The sequence below is a fragment of the Populibacterium corticicola genome (assembly GCF_042683685.1).
In the GTDB taxonomy this organism is placed as follows: domain Bacteria; phylum Actinomycetota; class Actinomycetes; order Actinomycetales; family Cellulomonadaceae; genus Timonella; species Timonella corticicola.
The window spans coordinates 110,416-126,803 of record NZ_JBHUOP010000004.1; the positions used below are offsets into that span (position 1 = coordinate 110,416).

Consider the following 16,388-nt stretch of genomic DNA (forward strand, 5'->3'; position numbering starts at 1 on the left):
CACCGCTCCACACCTCTATCTTAGGGCGATCACGGCCTGTGCCTGTCTTTGCTTGGAGGGTAGAGCATCGTTACAAGTGAGTGAACAATGGGACACGGGGCGTTTCGTAGTGACTCAAATCACCTCAATGTGTTTAGTCTCGGTTATGGGGAGGCTCGGGCTTATCCCGAATCCCTGTTTCTAGCCGATCGAGGGGAAGCAAGATGGCCAGCATGGCAACGCGTACTCAGCAAGCATCGCAGGTGGCAGCACAGTCTTCGGCGGAAGGCGCTTCACCAAGTAAGCGAAGTTCCACCACCGCGGATGAGACATCAGCAGCGAGTCCCAGAAGAACCGCCCGGAAAAGCGCGCAGAACCCAGCAGCGAAAACAAAGAAGTCCGCGACCACGAGTGTAGAGAACTCGGTTGGTACGCGGACTTTCGTTTTGGACACATCGGTTCTGCTGTCTGACCCGAGGGCGCTGTTGAAGTTTGCTGAACACAATGTGGTGTTGCCGATTGTGGTGATCACGGAACTGGAGGCAAAGCGTCATCACCCGGAACTTGGCTATTTTGCGCGCTCTGCCCTGCGGCTCCTTGACCAGATCAGAATCGAGCATGGCGGACTTGACCAATCCCTGCCCGTGAACGCTATCGGTGGCACGCTGCGGGTGGAACTCAACCACATCGACCCGCAGGTGCTTCCGGCGGGGTTCCGGTTGGGTGACGATGACTCTCGAATCCTTGCAGTGGCCGCGAACCTCGCAGCCGAGGACAAGGATGTCACGGTCGTGTCCAAGGATCTACCCATGCGGATCAAGGCATCAGCGGTGGGGTTGCAGGCTGAGGAATATCAGGCGGAACTTTCACGGGAGACGGGCTGGACGGGTATCACCTACGCTGAGGTTCCTGAGCACACCATCAGGGAGATGTGGGAGAACGACTCCGTTGAGCTGACCGCACTGGATGGGCAGTTCGACCAGGACTCGGGGCCGATGCTGTGCCATAAGGGTGTGATCATGCATTCACCGAGCGGTAGCGCGCTGGGGCGGGTGACTGCGGATAAGCATGTGCAACTGATTCGTGGCGATCAGGAACTCTTTGGGCTGCGGGGTAGGTCGGCTGAGCAGAGGGTCGCGATTGATCTGCTTCTCGACGAGTCGGTCGGGATTGTCTCTCTCGGTGGTCGGGCGGGTACAGGTAAGTCAGCCCTAGCGCTGTGCGCTGGGCTTGAGGCGGTCATGGAGCGTGGACGTCACAAGAAGATCATGGTTTTTCGTCCGCTCTACGCTGTTGGCGGTCAGGAACTCGGGTATTTGCCGGGTAGCGAATCGGAGAAGATGAATCCGTGGGCGCAGGCGGTGTATGACACGCTCGGTGCGGTGGTGTCCAAGAACGTAGTGGACGAGGTGATCGATCGTGACCTGCTTGAGGTACTTCCCTTGACACACATTCGTGGGCGCTCGCTGCACGATGCCTTCGTGATCGTCGATGAGGCTCAGTCGCTTGAGCGTAATGTCCTGTTGACGGTGCTCTCGCGTATCGGACAGGGTTCGCGTGTGGTGCTGACTCATGACGTGGCCCAGCGCGATAACCTCCGCGTGGGCAGGCATGACGGCGTGGTGTCGGTGATCGAGGCGCTCAAAGGGCACCCGCTCTTTGGGCATGTCACGTTGACACGGTCTGAGCGTTCGCCGGTGGCGGCTCTTGTGACGGACATGCTGGAGACACTCAGCATTTGAGTGGGGTTGTTGTCTATTCCTCGGCGGGTGGTCACCTGCATCAGGTTGCGTGGAACGGTCGATGGTCATGGGTCTCTGGTCTCACCCGTGTACGTATGTCGCGTGTTACTTTCGTCGCATGTACGCGCATACTTCGAGGTTGGTGATTCGCCGGTTCTCGCCCGAGGACGCGGTTGCGCTTCATGGGTATCTGTCTCGCCCGGAGGCCGTTCAATTTGAACCGTACGGCCTGCACACCCTCGAGGACTGTTACCGGGTCGCCGCTGAGCGAGCCAATGATGAGAGGTTCTTGGCCGTGAGCCTTGGCGATGGAACGCTCGTGGATAACCTCTACCTCGCTCCCGAGGGGCCAGAATACTGGAACACCTGGCAGATCGGCTACGTGTTCCATCCTGATCACTGGGGTCAGGGGTATGCGACAGAGTCGCTGTCTGCGTTGCTGGAGGAACTCTTCTCTCACCAGATGGCTCATCGTGTTGTCGCCCGGTGTAACCCCCTCAACACACGTTCGTGGCGGCTGCTTGAGCGCGTTGGGTTACGTCGCGAGGCGCATCACCTGGCCGCTGCCAGCTTCGCCCAGGACATCAATGGTGCTCTCGTGTGGCACGACACCTATGTCTATGCCTTGCTCGACACGGAATGGGATTGCTGAGCGGTCGTTCGGCAGGAGTGTTCTGGACAACCACCTCGTGATGGCCAAGGGCGCTGTCCGTGAACTTCTGATGTATCGAGGATGGTGTTCGTTGATCTCTGCGCGAACGTTGCGCAGATCGGCCATTCGGTCTGGAAAGCCCTTTTCGACGAGTCGGCTGGTACGCGCGGATATCGCGCGTACCAGCCAACTCGTCGTCAATAGACATCTACGTGTTGACGGGAGTCGCACGCTGAACTAATGTACAACCAAATGGTTGTACAAGGTGATGAACTCAGCGACGAGCAGGTGAACCGGATCTTCCGGGCGCTTGCCGATGCCACGCGACGCGACATCGTGCGCCGCACACTCGTGGAAGAAGCCTCAATCTCAGATCTCGCACAGAGATACGACATGAGTTTCACCGCGGTTCAAAAGCACATCGTGGTGCTGGAGGCCGCCGACCTCGTCGCCCGAATCCCACGGGGAAGGGAGCGCATCATTCGGGGTAACCCGGAAACCATCCGAAAGGCCCAGCAACTACTGGGGCACTTTGAACAGATCTGGCGTGGGCGCATCGACCGACTCGACGCACTTCTCGCGGGAGACAACTAACCCAATCGAAAGGCCAAGATCATGCCTATCACCGAAGTCATCACGGACACAGACGCGCTCACACTCACGGTGATCGCGGACTTCACCGTACCCGTGCGTCGCCTCTGGGACGCCTACCTCGACCCACGAGAAATCGAGCGATTCTGGGGTCCACCAACCTATCCCGCAACGTTCACCCGGCACGACGGTTTCGTCGGCGGCATCACCAACTACTACATGACCGGACCTGAAGGTGACCGCAGCGGCGGCTACTGGGAATGGATCGCCGTAGAGGCCCCACATTCGTTTGAGGTGCGTGATGGATTCGCGGGTGAGGACGGCGAACCGAATGAGAACATGCCCAGCATGCGTATGACCTTTGAGTTCACCGAGACAGCACTTGGGTCACGCTTGACCACAACCACGCACTTCAATAACCTCGAAGAACTCGAACAGCTCCAGAAGATGGGCATGGTCGAGGGCATGAGCGCCGCTATGGGGCAAATCGATGCGGTGCTTGAGGATCTCACCTCTTTTGCTGCGGGCAACGGCACGCGGGTGCAATTGATCGGTGAGGATCAGGTCCGAGTCTCACGCCTCATTCGCGGTACGGTTACGCAGGTATGGCGAGCGCACACCGAACCGGACCTGCTCCGCCGGTGGCAGTTGGGCCCAGACGGCTGGAGCATGCCGGTCTGTGAGTACGGCGAACAGCCAGGACAGACCTTGCGGACTGAGTGGCAGAACGACGAGTCAGGAGAGCGGTTCGGCTTCGTAGGGGTGGTCATGGATGCCGTCGCGCCACACCGCCTTGTGGCAACAGAGCGCATGATCTCGCCGCAGGACCCAGACGGAGAGTCCAGCCCTGAGAGCCTCAATGAACTCACGCTCACATCTGTCGAAGGCGGTACTCTTCTGTCCTACCTGATCACGTATCCGAACAGTGAGGTCCGGGAAGCTGTACTGGCCACCGGCATGGCTGACGGTATGGAAACGAGTTACCAGCGTCTCGAAAACGAAATCCTCGTACAATGAGTGCTACCGCATGGTAGGCGGTCCGACCCAAAGGAGTGACAGTGGTTGCCTTGCCTCCACAGACCTACGAAGCTGAGATCAACTCTCCAGTTGCCGAGGTCTGGAAGGCCCTGACAACGAGCGAGGCGACCCAGGAATGGTACTTCGGCAACACGGTCGAAAGCGACTGGGATAGCGGCTCAGAACTGTTGTATCGCGGGCCGGATGGAGAGGTGGACATTGAGTGTTTGATCACCGATATTGAGCCAGGCGTCTATTTCAGGGGTTCCTTCCACCCTGTGTGGTCCCCAGAAGTGCTCCATGCCCCGTCAAGCACAGTGGAGTGGCGCCTAGAGGGGCAAGGTGACTCGACGCTGGTCACGATCATACATTCCGATCTTCCTACAGGTTCCCAGGTGGCACGTGAAACTGCAGTAGGCTGGCCGCATCTGCTTTCCTCGCTGAAAACCTATTGCGAGTCTGAAACGTAGAAACGCATGTGGTACGGACATAAGGAGTTCATCTGGGTGTAGGGGTTTCGTGGAGCATATCCCTGCCGGAACGCAACACACGAAAGTTCGTAACTAGCAGGCACATGAGCGCATTGCGTGCAGTGAACGGCTGCACGCAATGCGCTCATGTGTTTTCACAGGTGGATAGGAGTCCAGTCTGTCCACAGAGCTGGGATGGACCCCGTTGGTTCGATGGGCCTTCCGACATCATGGAGAAATGAGCAATGATGATGCCAGATCGGGTGGCACGCTTGAGTCTCCGGTAAGACCTGTGCGACGCGCTGCCTGGACGAATCAGCCACGATTTTTAACGCCTAGCGTTAATAACGCCTCCCGTTATATGGTGGAATTGTGATTCGGTCGTTCGGTAACCGAGAGACTGAGAAGATCTGGCAAGGGAAGTATGTGACGGCGATTGCTCGTGATCTCCAACGCCAGACGCTTCGGAAGCTGGAGTTGATCCATGCAGCGGCTCAACTAGGTGATCTACTCATTCCGCCAGGTAATCAGCTTGAGCGGTTGAAAGGTGACCTGAGTGCCTATCACAGCGTACGAGTGAACAAGCAATGGCGTATTTGCTTTATGTGGACTGATGGAGGTGCAGAGGATGTCACACTCGTTGACTACCACTGATGCTGGCTGGATTGATCCTATCCACCCCGGTGAGGTACTCATGGAGGACTTCATCAAGGGTTTCGGAATTACCCAGCACAAACTAGCGGTGTCCATTGGTGTTCCACCCCGACGAATCAATGAGATTGTCCATGGTAAGCGGGGTATCTCGGCAGACACTGCTCTTCGTTTGGCTAGGTACTTCGGCACAACACCTGAATTTTGGATGAACCTTCAATCCAATTTTGCGTTGCGTGTTGAACAGCGTGCGCTGCGTGAGCAGGTTGCCGCCATTACCCCGCTGCACGTTGCCTAGGCTAGCTTGTTCTTAGGCGGGGACGGGTGTGGCATCATCAAGAAATGCCTCAGTCCCAGGATGTTGAGACGCTGACTCTATTGCGTCGTGCCCGTGATCGCATGGACCGAGAGTTCGCGCAGCCGCTCGACGTGGAGTCGTTGGCCCGTTCGGTGCACATGTCGGGTGGACATTTCAGTAGGCAGTTTCGCAAAGCCTATGGCGAATCGCCCTATCAGTACCTGATGACCCGGCGGATTGAACGGGCGATGTCGCTGCTGCGCAGCAGCGAACTCAGCGTCACGGACGTGTGTTTCAGCGTGGGATTCCAGTCCTTGGGCACGTTCAGCACACGGTTTACCGAATTGGTGGGCGTGGCTCCCAGCGTCTATCGGGAGCAGGGTGCCCCGTTTGGTCCGGGCATGCTTCCGTGTATCGCACGGCAGGTGACGCGACCGGTCAGGAATCAAGAAGCGCGCGGCCAGTCCGGCCCATAGTGTGGGTGGCATGACAATCACAGTTCACTCCAGTTTCCTGCCGCACACCGATCCTGACGCATCCCTTGCGTTCTACCGCGACGTTCTCGGCTTCGAGGTCCGACTCGACGTGGGGTACGAGAGCATGCGCTGGATCACGGTGGGTCCACCCAACCAACCCGACACCGCAATCGTCCTGCACCCCGCCGGTCTGGGGGAGGGATTGACGGACGAGGAAAGCGCAATGCTGACGGCACTCGTCGCAAAGGGCGGATATTTCGGTGTCAACCTCGCAACCGACGATTTGGACGCAACGTTCGCACGGTTGGAGGCGCGTGGCGCCGACATCGTGCAGGAGCCGATCTCTCAGGACTATGGCGTACGCGATGCGGCGTTTCGCGACCCAGCGGGAAATCTCATCCGTATTCAGGAGAACAAACGATGACCGAAAAAGACACCAAGTCCGGCTTCAGCGCGCAGGAACGCGAGGCCATGAAGCAGCGCGCCGAGGAACTGCGAAACCTCAAGGGCGTGAAGGGTTCGGCAAAGAAGGTCAAGGAGTTCGAGGCATGTGTCGCAGCCATTGAAGCGCTCGAGGGCACGGATCGCGCTGTCGCGGAACGGCTCCACGTCATCGTGCTTGAGGAAGCACCGGACCTCGACCCGAAAACCTGGTACGGGTTCCCAACCTATGCACGCGACGGCAAGAACATCGTGTTCTACCAGCCCGCCGAGAAGTTCGGCACGCGGTACGGCTGCATTAGCTTCGAGGAACACGCGGCCCTCGACGACGGCGACATGTGGCCAATAGCGTTCGCCGTCAACCAGATGACCGAGGGGGTTGAGAGCCGGGTGCGAGACCTGGTACGCCAAGCGATCAGTTGACGCTCCTCCTGAACGCCCCATGCGATAATCTTGGCTTGAGACCAGAACCCCGAGAATGAGGCCAGGGAAACCAGTAGTGCCGCAGGTCAACTCCAGTTCCGTTACAGGCCGTGAGAGATGGCAGCCAGTTGGCTGGCTGAGTCATCTCCGCACCTCTCCGATTGTCCAGGCAATCGGCGGTGTCATCTCACTGGCAGCGGGCGCTCTCCTTATTGTGAGACCGCTGAGCGCGCTCTTGACATTGATTGTGGGCATAGCCGTCTTGTGCGGTCTGTCAGGCGTGCGTATGGCCTTGTCTGTCCCACGGCACCCCCTGCGTTGGATCTACACGCTAGGCTTGGCCGCGCTGTCCTACGGGATGCTTGCCTTCCTACCCGCCGTTGCTCGTCTTGTCCCGCTGATCGGTGCTGTCTTTCTCGTGGCATGCGGTGTTCGACTTGCCTATCGTGCGACACGACGGGACCCACAGGTGAGCGGAGTGCGCGCTGCTATGGTTCGCGGCTCCAGGGTCGCATACTCCCTGACAAGCATCCTTGCAGCATGGCTGTTCTGGACCTGGCCCGATGCGGCGAGCGTTGTCGTTGCAGCCATGTTTTCGTTGACCCTGATGTACATCGGAATCGCACTGTTGGCCAAGGGTGTCAGGCACCATTTCCCGGCTGGCCGAGGCAGCCGGCGCCGCACTCAAGCGACCCTGATCGTGCAGGTTGTTGGATCGGCTCTGGCACTCGCGCTTGTCTCATCAGCCATCTTCGGCACCGTGCGGATCCAATCTGACAGCGCAGCCGTCGATGAGTTCTACACGTGGGAACAGGACATCCCCGAGACGCCAGGCAGGGTCTTACGGGTGGAAGACTACGAGGGTACTGCGCCAGAGGGTTCCCACGCGCTTCGCATCCTCTACTCAACAACCCGCTCGGACGGTTCTCCCGCGTTGGCGAGCGCCGTAATCGCCTATCCGACAGACGACGGCCGCGATCCGCGAACGGTGCTTGCATGGCAGCACGGAACCACTGGTGTTGCACAGGCCTGTGGGCCAAGCCTTCGCCCCGATGCACTCACTGAACTTGCGATTCCCGGGATATCACAGGCAATTTCTCGGGGTTGGGTTGTCGTCGCCACCGATTATCCGGGGCAGGGGACGCCCGGACGATATCCCTACCTCATTGGTGAGGGCGAAGGACGGGCGACGCTCGATGCAATTCGAGCAGTGGGACAGATTCCCGAGGCCAAAGCGTCTCGGAGCGCTTGGGTCTGGGGACATTCACAGGGAGGCCACGCGACGCTCTGGGCTGGACAGATCGCTCAACGGTACGCACCAGAACTTGAGTTGCTCGGAGTTGCCGCCCTGTCCGCTGCATCTGATCCGCTTGTCCTCGCCGAAAAAATTGCTGGTCCTGGCGCACACAGCGCAATCGGCGACGTGGTTACGTCGTTCGTGCTTGTCCCATATGTGGACGAGTACTCCGATATCACTCTGGCAGCCACAGTGCACCCCGTGGGGCAGGGCATCGTCGAGACGTTCGCCTCTCGGTGCGTCTCAGATGGCTCGCTGTTGGTCTCAGCCCTTACCGCGATGACGTTTGGCCTGGACGCCCCGCTGTATCGCCTTGACCTACACCAAGGGCCGGTCCACTCTCGTTTGAGTGAGAACATCGCCGATGGAATGGTTCCGATGCCGCTCTTCCTCGGGCAGGGAACGGACGATGAGACCATTCCGATCAAGATGCAGCGAGATCTGAGCAACCAGTTGTGTACGATTGGTCGTACGGTGGAGACCCACGAGTATCCGGGGAAGACTCACATGAGCGTTATCGAGCAGGGATCGCCGCTCATCGGCGACCTCTACACCTGGGCTGATGCGGTCTACAGTGGGGCGACCCCTACCAATTGTGATACATAGTCACTATGTATTCAGGTATGCCTCGCAGGCCCTCGCCCTTGGCTGGGCGAAAGCCAACCCGTGATGATCTGCCCCGGTTCGCAACCGATAACCCCGATGCGATAGATGACATCATCCCGTTGGATGTGCCCATGCGGCTCTTGATCGTGGGTATCAATCCAGGGCTGTGGACGGCAGCGGTGAACGCTCCCTTCGCGCGGCCGGGTAACAGGTTCTGGCCTTCCTTGCATCGGGCGGGGCTCACGGATCATCTTGTGGATGCCTCGCGAGGTCTGCGGCCTGAAGATGAGGCACAGTTCCTACGCCGTGGTATTGGTCTCACGAACCTTGTGGGCAGGGCAACTGTGCGGGCAGATGAACTCACTCGCACGGAGTTGCGTGAGGGTGGCGAGCGGCTGGTGGCCCGCCTTGAGGGACTGGAACCCGCAGTGGTCGCCATTGCGGGCATCACCGCTTTCCGTGCGGCTTTTGGTCTGCCCAAAGCGAAGATGGGGGAGCAGGACACAGCCCTTGTCGAGGGTTGGCGCGAGGAGTCTAGACTCTGGGTTGTTCCGCAACCCAGCGGCCTTAACGCACATAAGAATATCGACTCGCTCGCACAGTATTGGCGCGACGTATGGCGTTCTGCCTTTTAGCGACGGTTTTCTTGGCGACGGGTTGGTCACGCCAGATGCCGACACGAGTTGGGTTGTGGGTGGGGTTGGGACTTTCGTCGACCCTGGATATGACAGGCTCTCTCGTACGCGGGGATTGACTTTAGCCATGAGGCTAATTAGATTAGCCTCATGGCTAATCAAAATAGTTATACTGTGTCGACGCAATTCATTCACGTTGATGGTGGACGAGTCGCCTTCGAATCCGAGGGGCGCGGACTACCTGTCGTGTGCCTGCCTGGAATGGGCGACCTGCGCTCTTCCTATCGATACCTCACGCCATTGCTCAGGGCCGCTGACTACCAAGTCATCTGCTGTGACCTGCGCGGTCACGGCGATAGCGACGCTCAGTTCGCCGAATATGGTGATGAACCGACTGCATCCGACCTCATTGCGCTGCTTGAAACCCTGGAGACTCCGGCAGTGGTGATCGGTAACTCCATGAGTGCGGGAGCATCAGTCATAGCCGCTGCGCGCCGCCCGGAACTGTTTCAAGCACTCGTGCTTATAGGGCCATTTGTGCGCAACCCCAACGACATAGGGTTCATCAAGCAGACGCTCTTCCGAGTGGCACTGGCACGACCGTGGGCGAGAGTGGTCTGGAATGCCTATCTTCCCTCGCTGTACGCGGGCGAAAAGCCTAAGGATTTCGCTGAGCACAAGAAAAAGATCAGTGCCAGCATGAAGCGGCCAGGCTATACTCGCTCATTCAGCCTCACAACCCGCACGAACCACGATCTTGCGGAGCAACTACTCCCGGAGATAAAGCTCCCCACGCTCATTGTGATGGGGGAGCAGGACCCTGACTTTCCAACGCCTGAACACGAAGCGCAATGGATTGCTGACACACTCGGTGGGCGCGTGGCAATGATTGCGGATGCCGGGCACAACCCACAATCACAGCAACCCGACGCAACCGCCCACGCAATCCTCGACTTCCTGAAGGAGGAACCCGCACGTGCCTAGAACGCCTCTCAACGCATCGAGCGTGATCGATGTGGCAGCACAACTCGCAGATCGAGAGGGACTGGATTCCCTGAGTATCGCGACGCTTGCCGAACATCTCGGGGTCAAGAGTCCCTCGCTGTACAAACACATCGATGGACTAACTGGGCTGAGGCGGGAACTGATCGTGCACGCCAAAAGCGACTTGGCGGCGGCGCTGGCTCGTTCGGCTGTTGGACGTTCCCGCAGTCAGGCACTCAAGGAACTCGCGGCAACCTATCGCAGTTGGGCGCAACAGCACCCGGGAACATACCCACTCACCGTGATCCCCGCCGATCCTGAAAGCCCAAGGGATCAACAGGTTTCGACCGAGCTTGTGGAACTGCTGGCCGCGGTCCTGGCTGGATACCACTTCCAAGAGGACGCTCTCATTCACGCGATCCGACATGTCAGAGCGGTACTTCATGGATTCGTTGACCTTGAGGCCAGGGGAGCTTTTGCGCTCGCGGTTGATGTCGAGGTCAGCTTCGCGCTCGCACTGGAATCGCTGATTGTGGCACTTGAGGGTCAGGCTCCAGCCACACCCCGGTAGTGCACACAGATATGATGCTTGGGCGGCGCCCGCTCAGTGGGCCGCCCCACGAGAATCACGGTCGCGTGTGAGCCAATAAGGAGCCACCCATGTCAGATCAGTTGCCACCCTGCCCAGAATGTAGCGAGTCATACACCTATGTCAATGGCGCATTGTTTGTCTGCCCAATGTGCGGCCACGAATGGAACCCGGAGGACGGGGCCACGGAGGATGCGCAGGTTGCCGTCATCAGGGATGCGGTGGGTAACGTGCTTGTCGACGGCGATGATGTCACGGTTGTGAAGGATCTCAAGGTCAAGGGTGCCGGTGGTGGAACCGTGAAGGTGGGAACAAAGGTGCGGGGCATTCGTTTGATCGAAGACGGTGTGGGAGACCACGACATCGACGCCAACGTTCCCGGTTTCGGTCGTATCCGACTTAAGTCCAGCGTGGTGAAGAAAGCCTAGGAGGAGCGTCTGTTCAGCGAGCGGGTGGCCACAGCCACCCGCTTTTCCCTTGGCGACGAGTCTGAGTGTTGCGTCATTCCTCCCGACTCAACTGGGGATACTGTCGCAAAGACCACGGGTTTCAAAATGTGAGATGTGCGACGCTGTTACATTTCCAGTCGGCTTGCCCCGTCCATCAACCATTAATTTCCGACATATCAGACAAAAGGTAAGCGTAAACCGATTGCCTGTGGAGATCTACAACGCTCGTTAACCGCGTAATCATGCGAATTTGGTCTTTGCGTTTCGATATATGGGATGAATGTTTCTTAAGTTACCCGCCGGTATCACTTCGATAACGATGTATGTGCTAGGTCCTTTTTTTGCTCACCGGTCTGCTGAAGGTGGGTACCTTTGAACTAACGCATTGGGAGTCGTTGTGGCCGAGTGCGCTGTTAGGACGCAACCGCAGCGCCAAAAACGTGGGCCACCTCCCGTCCTTCAAGGAGGAAAATTGAAGATCAAGAAGTGGGCAGCACCGCTCGCCGTAGTGCTTGGCGCCTCGCTGGCGCTTTCGGCATGCTCGACGCCAACCCCCAACGAGACCACACCGTCCGGTGAGGAAACCACCACCTCGACCGATAACGGCTCGGGTGAACCAAAGGTTGTCACCGTTGGTTGGAACCAGGCAATGTACTCGGCAAACGATGACACGAACCACGGTAACGCTGCGGCAAACGCGGTCATCAACTATCTGATTAAGTCAGAGTTCTTCTACTACGATGGCGACCTCAATGTTGCCCGTGACGAATCGGTCGGTACTTACGAGGTCGTCTCCGAGGATCCGCTGAAGGTTCAGTACACCTTCGCTGACACGGCAAAGTGGGCTGACGGTACTCCAGTTGACGCTGCCGACCTGCTGCTCTCGTGGGCAGGCGTTTCCGGTGTGTTTAACGACGATGTCACCGAGCGTGACGAAGAGGGTAACCTCATCATCGCTGACGACCAGGTGTTCTTCGCATCCCCAACCGCTGGTGGTGCGTTGGTTCAGGAATTCCCAGAGATTTCCGATGACCGCAAGTCCATCACTTTCACCTACACCAAGGTGTTTGGCGACTGGGAAATCAACCTTGACCTTGGTGTGGCTGCACACGCAACGGCCAAGATCGCCGGTCTGGGGGACGACGCGGCAGCGAACAAGGACGCCGTTGTTAAAGCTTTCCAGGACAACGACCGTGCGACTCTCGCACAGATCGCTAACGCATGGCGTACCGGATTCGACTTTGTTGCCTCCCCATCTGAGGACCAAGCACTCGGTAATGGCCCATTCAAGATCGTTGAATATGTTGAGAGCCAGTACATCACCCTTGAGCGCAACGAGAACTACGAGGGCAACCGCACGCCAAAGATTGATCGCGTAGTCGTTCGTTACTCGGAAGACCCACAGGCTCAGGTCCAGGCGCTTCAGAACGGTGAAATCGACATGCTCGCCCCACAGGCGACTGCCGACACCCTCACCCAGCTCCAGGCGCTCCAGGGCGTAACCGTTGAGACCGGTGTCGACGGCACCTACGAGCACATCGACATGGTTCAGGACAACGGCGGTCCATTCGACCCAGCAACCTACGGTGGCGACGCAGAGAAGGCTCAGAAGGTTCGCCAGGCATTCCTGCTGAGCATCCCACGTGAGGCAATCGTTGAGCAGCTCATCAAGCCGCTCAACCCGAACGCTACTACGCGTGACTCGTTCGTCCTGCTGCCAGACGACCCGAACTACTCAACCATGGTTGAGCAGAATGGTTCGGCTGACTACGCGAAGACCGACATCGAGAAGGCCAAGGAACTCCTTGCTGAGGTCGGCGTTGACAACGTGGACGTTCGCTTCCTGTACGGCAAGTCCAACGTTCGCCGTGCAAACCAGTTTGTTCTCATTCAGGAGTCCGCAGCACAGGCTGGCTTCAACGTCATCGACGGTGGAGACGACAACTGGGGAACCATGCTGGACACCGCAACCGACCAGTATGATGCCAACCTCTTCGGATGGCAGTCGACCTCGACCGCGGTGACGGAGGCTGACTCGAACTACCGCACCGGCGCTTCGAACAACTTCTACGGCTACTCCAACAAGACCGTTGACGCTCTGTTTGACGACCTGCAGACTGAGCTTGACCCAGCCAAGCAGCTCGAGATCCAGATCGGTGTCGAGAAGGAACTCTTCAAGGACGCGTTCGGTATCACGATCTTCCAGTTCCCCGCGGTCAACGCTTGGAACTCCCAGATCACCGGCGTTCAGCCAATCTCCATCAGCCCAACCATCTTCCACGGCTTCTGGAACTGGGACATCGCTGAGTAATAAAGCGCAGGTGAAACTCCTGTTCATCCGCTCGCAAGAGTGATAGCAACAGTGGCGCCAGGGCGATTCTCGCCCTGGCGCCACGCTGTGATTCACGGGTTTGCCCAAAACGCGGGTAAAATCGAGCGGTAATTCGCTTGCGGCGTGCCACGGGCCGCCGCTGGAGAGGTCAAATCATGTTTAACTTCATTTTCAGGCGCGCGCTGTCGTCGTTTGGAGTTCTACTCGTTGCCACGTTTCTCATCTATGTGTTGGTCGATGTCGCAATCGATCCACTGGCTGAACTGCGCACGAGTACCGCGCCAAACAAAGAAGCGCTCATTCAAGAACGCATCACTTTGCTGCAGCTTGATGTGCCATCACCGATCCGATACTTCGGCTGGCTGGCAGGCGTCGCCGGATGCTTCATCGGACAGTGCGACTTCGGTTCCGCCTGGAGCACTAATCAACAGGTCTCGGATATTCTCGTTTCGTCCCTGATCGTCACCATCAAACTGGTGACCGTTGCGACCGTGCTCGCAATGATCCTCGGTATCGCTGTTGGTGTTGTCTCGGCGCTACGCCAGTACACCGGCTTCGACTACACAATGGTCTTTATCTCCTTCCTGCTCTACTCTCTTCCGAGTTTCTGGGTCGCTGTTCTGCTCAAGCAGTGGGGTGCGATCGGCTTCAACGACTTCCTCGCTGATCCACACGTCGGTGCCCCCACAATCATTGTGCTGGCGGTAATCGCGGGCATAGTTTGGCAAGCCATGTTCGCCGGAGACTTCAAACGCCGTAGCGTCGTATTCGGAGCGAGTACAGTTGTTACTGCGGGAATACTGTTCTACGTTCTTGGAACCGGTTGGCTACTCAACCCATCGCTCGGCCCTGTGGTGATCGCACTCACGGCAGCGGCTGCGGGTGTTGCGCTGACAGCCATCATGGCCGGTCTGCGTAATCGTCGCGCTTTGTACTCTGCTCTTGCAACCGGTGTGTTCGCCGGTGTCGTGTGGTATCCGATGCAGTTCCTGTTCGTGAACTTCAGCGCGGCACTCACCCTGGTGTTCATCCTCGTGTTTATCGCCGTCGGTGTTCTTGCCGGATGGTTGTTCGGTGGTTACGACCGCCGTATCTCGATGAGGGTTTCAGGTCTTACCGGACTGATCGGCTTCGGACTGCTGTTCATCGACCGGGTGATGCTCGCATGGCAGCCATACTTCAACTCCTCGGCAATCAACGGTCGCCCCATCGCAACCCTGGGTTCGCAGACCCCAGGCCTTAAAGGTTCCTACTGGACGCACCAACTCGACTCGTTCACGCACCTGATTCTGCCAACCATCGCGCTGGTGCTGATCTCATTCGCCGCCTACACGCGTTACTCGCGCGCTTCAATGCTTGAGGTCATGAACCAGGACTATGTGCGTACAGCACGGGCAAAGGGTCTTTCTGAGCGCGTTGTCATTGTGCGCCACGCATTCCGTAACTCGCTGATTCCACTTGCGACCATCATCCCAATCGACTTTGCGGGAATCCTTAGTGGTGCGGTCATCACCGAACGCATCTTCGGTTGGCGCGGTATGGGAACGATGTTCCTCAGTGGTTTGGACCGCAATGAGATTGACCCGGTTATGGCTTACGTGCTTGTCATCGGAGCGGTTGCAATCATTGCCAACTTCCTCGCTGACCTGCTCTACGCAGTTCTAGACCCACGGATTCGAGTAAACGCATGAGCGAGCAAAACGTAGAAATTGAAGAAAGCCGCGGCGAAAATGCGATCGAGAATCGCGAAGTTGCCGGTCTGTCTCAGGGGCAGATCGTGTTCCGCCGTTTTGTCCGGCACAAGGCGGCAATGACCTCGGTTATTGTCATGGTCGCTGTCGCACTGCTCGCTATCACCTCAATCGGGTGGGGACCAATTCCTGGCTGGTGGCAGTGGAATTACACTCAGACTGCACCGCAGGCCAACCCGGGTGGAACCCCAACCCTGCAGTTGTGGGGCGAGAGTGGCTTCCGAATCGGTGACTACCCGTTTGGTCAGGACGAACTCGGGCGCGATAACTTCGCACGCGTCATGCGCGGTATCCAGACCTCACTCGTGGTGATGTTCATCGTTGCTGGTGTCTCCTCCGCAATCGGTATTCTCATCGGCGCTGTCTCCGGGTTCTTCCGGGGCTGGCTCGACTCGCTGTTGATGCGTTTCACCGAACTGTTCATCGTGGTTCCCGTACTTATCACCGGTGCGGTACTCGGAAAGTTGTTTGGCTCACCGGCCCCAATCGTTCTGGCGATTGCATTGGGTGTGCTCAACTGGACTAGTCTGGCCCGTCTGGTGCGTGCGGAGTTCCTCTCCCTGCGTGAACGCGAGTTCGTTGAAGCGGCACGTGTCGCCGGAGCATCCAACTCCCGTATCATCTTCAAACACATGCTGCCAAACACGATCGCGGTGATCATCGTGAACACCACGCTGATGCTGAGTTCCGCGGTCCTACTTGAAACGGCACTGTCCTACCTCGGATTCGGTATCCAACGCCCAGAGGTTTCGCTCGGTAACCTGATTTCCGAATACCAGTCGGCGTTCACCACCCGTCCATGGCTGTTCTGGTGGCCAGGTCTGTTCATCGTATTGCTCGCGCTGTGCGTGAACTTTATCGGTGATGGTCTACGCGATGCCTTTGACCCACGTCAGCGCAAGATCCCGACCGTACGCGCAATGCGCAAGGCGGAGCGGAAGGCGCAGGCTCTGGAACTGACCTCGACGACCCTGCCTGCCAAGAACAGCAAGGACGTCTAACGTG

At 58.1% G+C, this 16,388-nt stretch carries 18 protein-coding genes; all 18 read left to right on the plus strand.

The genetic code is table 11. The annotated features are described in order from the left end of the window. Positions 1-212 precede the first annotated feature (212 nt). Positions 213-1,721 carry a PhoH family protein gene (locus ACFSYH_RS09955; RefSeq protein ID WP_377466810.1) on the plus strand — a complete coding sequence of 503 codons (1,509 nt, stop codon included), beginning with the start codon at positions 213-215 and terminating at the stop codon, positions 1,719-1,721. A 142-nt stretch (positions 1,722-1,863) separates the two neighbouring features. Further along, a complete protein-coding gene (locus ACFSYH_RS09960; protein WP_377467183.1) occupies positions 1,864-2,373 on the plus strand; it encodes a GNAT family N-acetyltransferase in 510 nt (169 codons plus the stop codon). Between the two features lie 252 nt (positions 2,374-2,625). Beyond that, complete coding sequence (locus ACFSYH_RS09965) at positions 2,626-2,967, plus strand: ArsR/SmtB family transcription factor (RefSeq protein ID WP_377466811.1); 342 nt, start codon at positions 2,626-2,628, stop codon at positions 2,965-2,967. 21 nt (positions 2,968-2,988) lie between these two features. Next, a complete protein-coding gene (locus ACFSYH_RS09970) occupies positions 2,989-3,981 on the plus strand; it encodes an SRPBCC family protein (RefSeq protein ID WP_377466812.1) in 993 nt (330 codons plus the stop codon). 41 nt (positions 3,982-4,022) lie between these two features. Beyond that, on the plus strand, positions 4,023-4,451 hold the full coding sequence (locus tag ACFSYH_RS09975; protein WP_377466813.1) for an SRPBCC domain-containing protein: 429 nt from the start codon (positions 4,023-4,025) through the stop codon (positions 4,449-4,451). A 426-nt stretch (positions 4,452-4,877) separates the two neighbouring features. Then, a complete protein-coding gene (locus tag ACFSYH_RS09980; RefSeq protein ID WP_377466814.1) occupies positions 4,878-5,105 on the plus strand; it encodes a type II toxin-antitoxin system RelE/ParE family toxin in 228 nt (75 codons plus the stop codon). After that, on the plus strand, positions 5,080-5,400 hold the full coding sequence (locus tag ACFSYH_RS09985; protein WP_377466815.1) for a HigA family addiction module antitoxin: 321 nt from the start codon (positions 5,080-5,082) through the stop codon (positions 5,398-5,400). Before ACFSYH_RS09980 ends, ACFSYH_RS09985 begins: the two co-directional genes overlap by 26 nt. A gap of 44 nt (positions 5,401-5,444) precedes the next feature. Beyond that, positions 5,445-5,876, plus strand: coding sequence for a helix-turn-helix transcriptional regulator (locus tag ACFSYH_RS09990; RefSeq protein ID WP_377466816.1), 432 nt, complete (start codon positions 5,445-5,447; stop codon positions 5,874-5,876). Positions 5,877-5,886: 10 nt separating this feature from the next. Beyond that, positions 5,887-6,300, plus strand: coding sequence for a VOC family protein (locus ACFSYH_RS09995; RefSeq protein ID WP_377466817.1), 414 nt, complete (start codon positions 5,887-5,889; stop codon positions 6,298-6,300). Next, on the plus strand, positions 6,297-6,740 hold the full coding sequence (locus tag ACFSYH_RS10000) for an iron chaperone (RefSeq protein WP_377466818.1): 444 nt from the start codon (positions 6,297-6,299) through the stop codon (positions 6,738-6,740). Before ACFSYH_RS09995 ends, ACFSYH_RS10000 begins: the two co-directional genes overlap by 4 nt. 76 nt (positions 6,741-6,816) lie before the next feature. Then, positions 6,817-8,643 carry a lipase family protein gene (locus tag ACFSYH_RS10005; RefSeq protein WP_377466819.1) on the plus strand — a complete coding sequence of 609 codons (1,827 nt, stop codon included), beginning with the start codon at positions 6,817-6,819 and terminating at the stop codon, positions 8,641-8,643. 17 nt (positions 8,644-8,660) lie between these two features. Next, complete coding sequence (locus tag ACFSYH_RS10010; RefSeq protein ID WP_377466820.1) at positions 8,661-9,278, plus strand: mismatch-specific DNA-glycosylase; 618 nt, start codon at positions 8,661-8,663, stop codon at positions 9,276-9,278. Between the two features lie 174 nt (positions 9,279-9,452). Beyond that, the gene (locus tag ACFSYH_RS10015) at positions 9,453-10,262 is read left to right on the plus strand and encodes an alpha/beta fold hydrolase (protein ID WP_377466821.1); all 810 of its coding nucleotides are present in this window, start codon (positions 9,453-9,455) and stop codon (positions 10,260-10,262) included. Then, on the plus strand, positions 10,255-10,833 hold the full coding sequence (locus tag ACFSYH_RS10020; protein WP_377466822.1) for a TetR/AcrR family transcriptional regulator: 579 nt from the start codon (positions 10,255-10,257) through the stop codon (positions 10,831-10,833). The genes ACFSYH_RS10015 and ACFSYH_RS10020 overlap by 8 nt, the downstream gene beginning before the upstream one ends. 89 nt (positions 10,834-10,922) lie before the next feature. Beyond that, a complete protein-coding gene (locus ACFSYH_RS10025; protein WP_377466823.1) occupies positions 10,923-11,279 on the plus strand; it encodes a zinc ribbon domain-containing protein YjdM in 357 nt (118 codons plus the stop codon). A 493-nt stretch (positions 11,280-11,772) separates the two neighbouring features. Next, entirely contained in the window at positions 11,773-13,611 is a 1,839-nt protein-coding gene (locus ACFSYH_RS10030) for an ABC transporter family substrate-binding protein (RefSeq protein ID WP_377466824.1), read from the plus strand. A 176-nt stretch (positions 13,612-13,787) separates the two neighbouring features. Next, positions 13,788-15,323 carry an ABC transporter permease gene (locus ACFSYH_RS10035; RefSeq protein WP_377466825.1) on the plus strand — a complete coding sequence of 512 codons (1,536 nt, stop codon included), beginning with the start codon at positions 13,788-13,790 and terminating at the stop codon, positions 15,321-15,323. After that, positions 15,320-16,384, plus strand: coding sequence for an ABC transporter permease (locus ACFSYH_RS10040; RefSeq protein ID WP_377466826.1), 1,065 nt, complete (start codon positions 15,320-15,322; stop codon positions 16,382-16,384). The genes ACFSYH_RS10035 and ACFSYH_RS10040 overlap by 4 nt, the downstream gene beginning before the upstream one ends. The last annotated feature ends 4 nt before the right edge of the window (positions 16,385-16,388 follow it).

What these genes read in the sequence shown, in the direction of transcription:
- ACFSYH_RS10040 (WP_377466826.1), top strand. Translation starts at nt 15,320, where the DNA reads ATGAGCGAGCAAAACGTAGAAATTGAAGAAAGCCGCGGCGAAAATGCG.
- ACFSYH_RS10035 (WP_377466825.1), top strand. Translation starts at nt 13,788, where the DNA reads ATGTTTAACTTCATTTTCAGGCGCGCGCTGTCGTCGTTTGGAGTTCTA.
- ACFSYH_RS09985 (WP_377466815.1), top strand. Translation starts at nt 5,080, where the DNA reads ATGTCACACTCGTTGACTACCACTGATGCTGGCTGGATTGATCCTATC.
- ACFSYH_RS09965 (WP_377466811.1), top strand. Translation starts at nt 2,626, where the DNA reads ATGGTTGTACAAGGTGATGAACTCAGCGACGAGCAGGTGAACCGGATC.
- ACFSYH_RS09990 (WP_377466816.1), top strand. Translation starts at nt 5,445, where the DNA reads ATGCCTCAGTCCCAGGATGTTGAGACGCTGACTCTATTGCGTCGTGCC.
- ACFSYH_RS09970 (WP_377466812.1), top strand. Translation starts at nt 2,989, where the DNA reads ATGCCTATCACCGAAGTCATCACGGACACAGACGCGCTCACACTCACG.
- ACFSYH_RS09955 (WP_377466810.1), top strand. Translation starts at nt 213, where the DNA reads ATGGCAACGCGTACTCAGCAAGCATCGCAGGTGGCAGCACAGTCTTCG.
- ACFSYH_RS10010 (WP_377466820.1), top strand. Translation starts at nt 8,661, where the DNA reads ATGCCTCGCAGGCCCTCGCCCTTGGCTGGGCGAAAGCCAACCCGTGAT.
- ACFSYH_RS10000 (WP_377466818.1), top strand. Translation starts at nt 6,297, where the DNA reads ATGACCGAAAAAGACACCAAGTCCGGCTTCAGCGCGCAGGAACGCGAG.
- ACFSYH_RS10025 (WP_377466823.1), top strand. Translation starts at nt 10,923, where the DNA reads ATGTCAGATCAGTTGCCACCCTGCCCAGAATGTAGCGAGTCATACACC.
- ACFSYH_RS09995 (WP_377466817.1), top strand. Translation starts at nt 5,887, where the DNA reads ATGACAATCACAGTTCACTCCAGTTTCCTGCCGCACACCGATCCTGAC.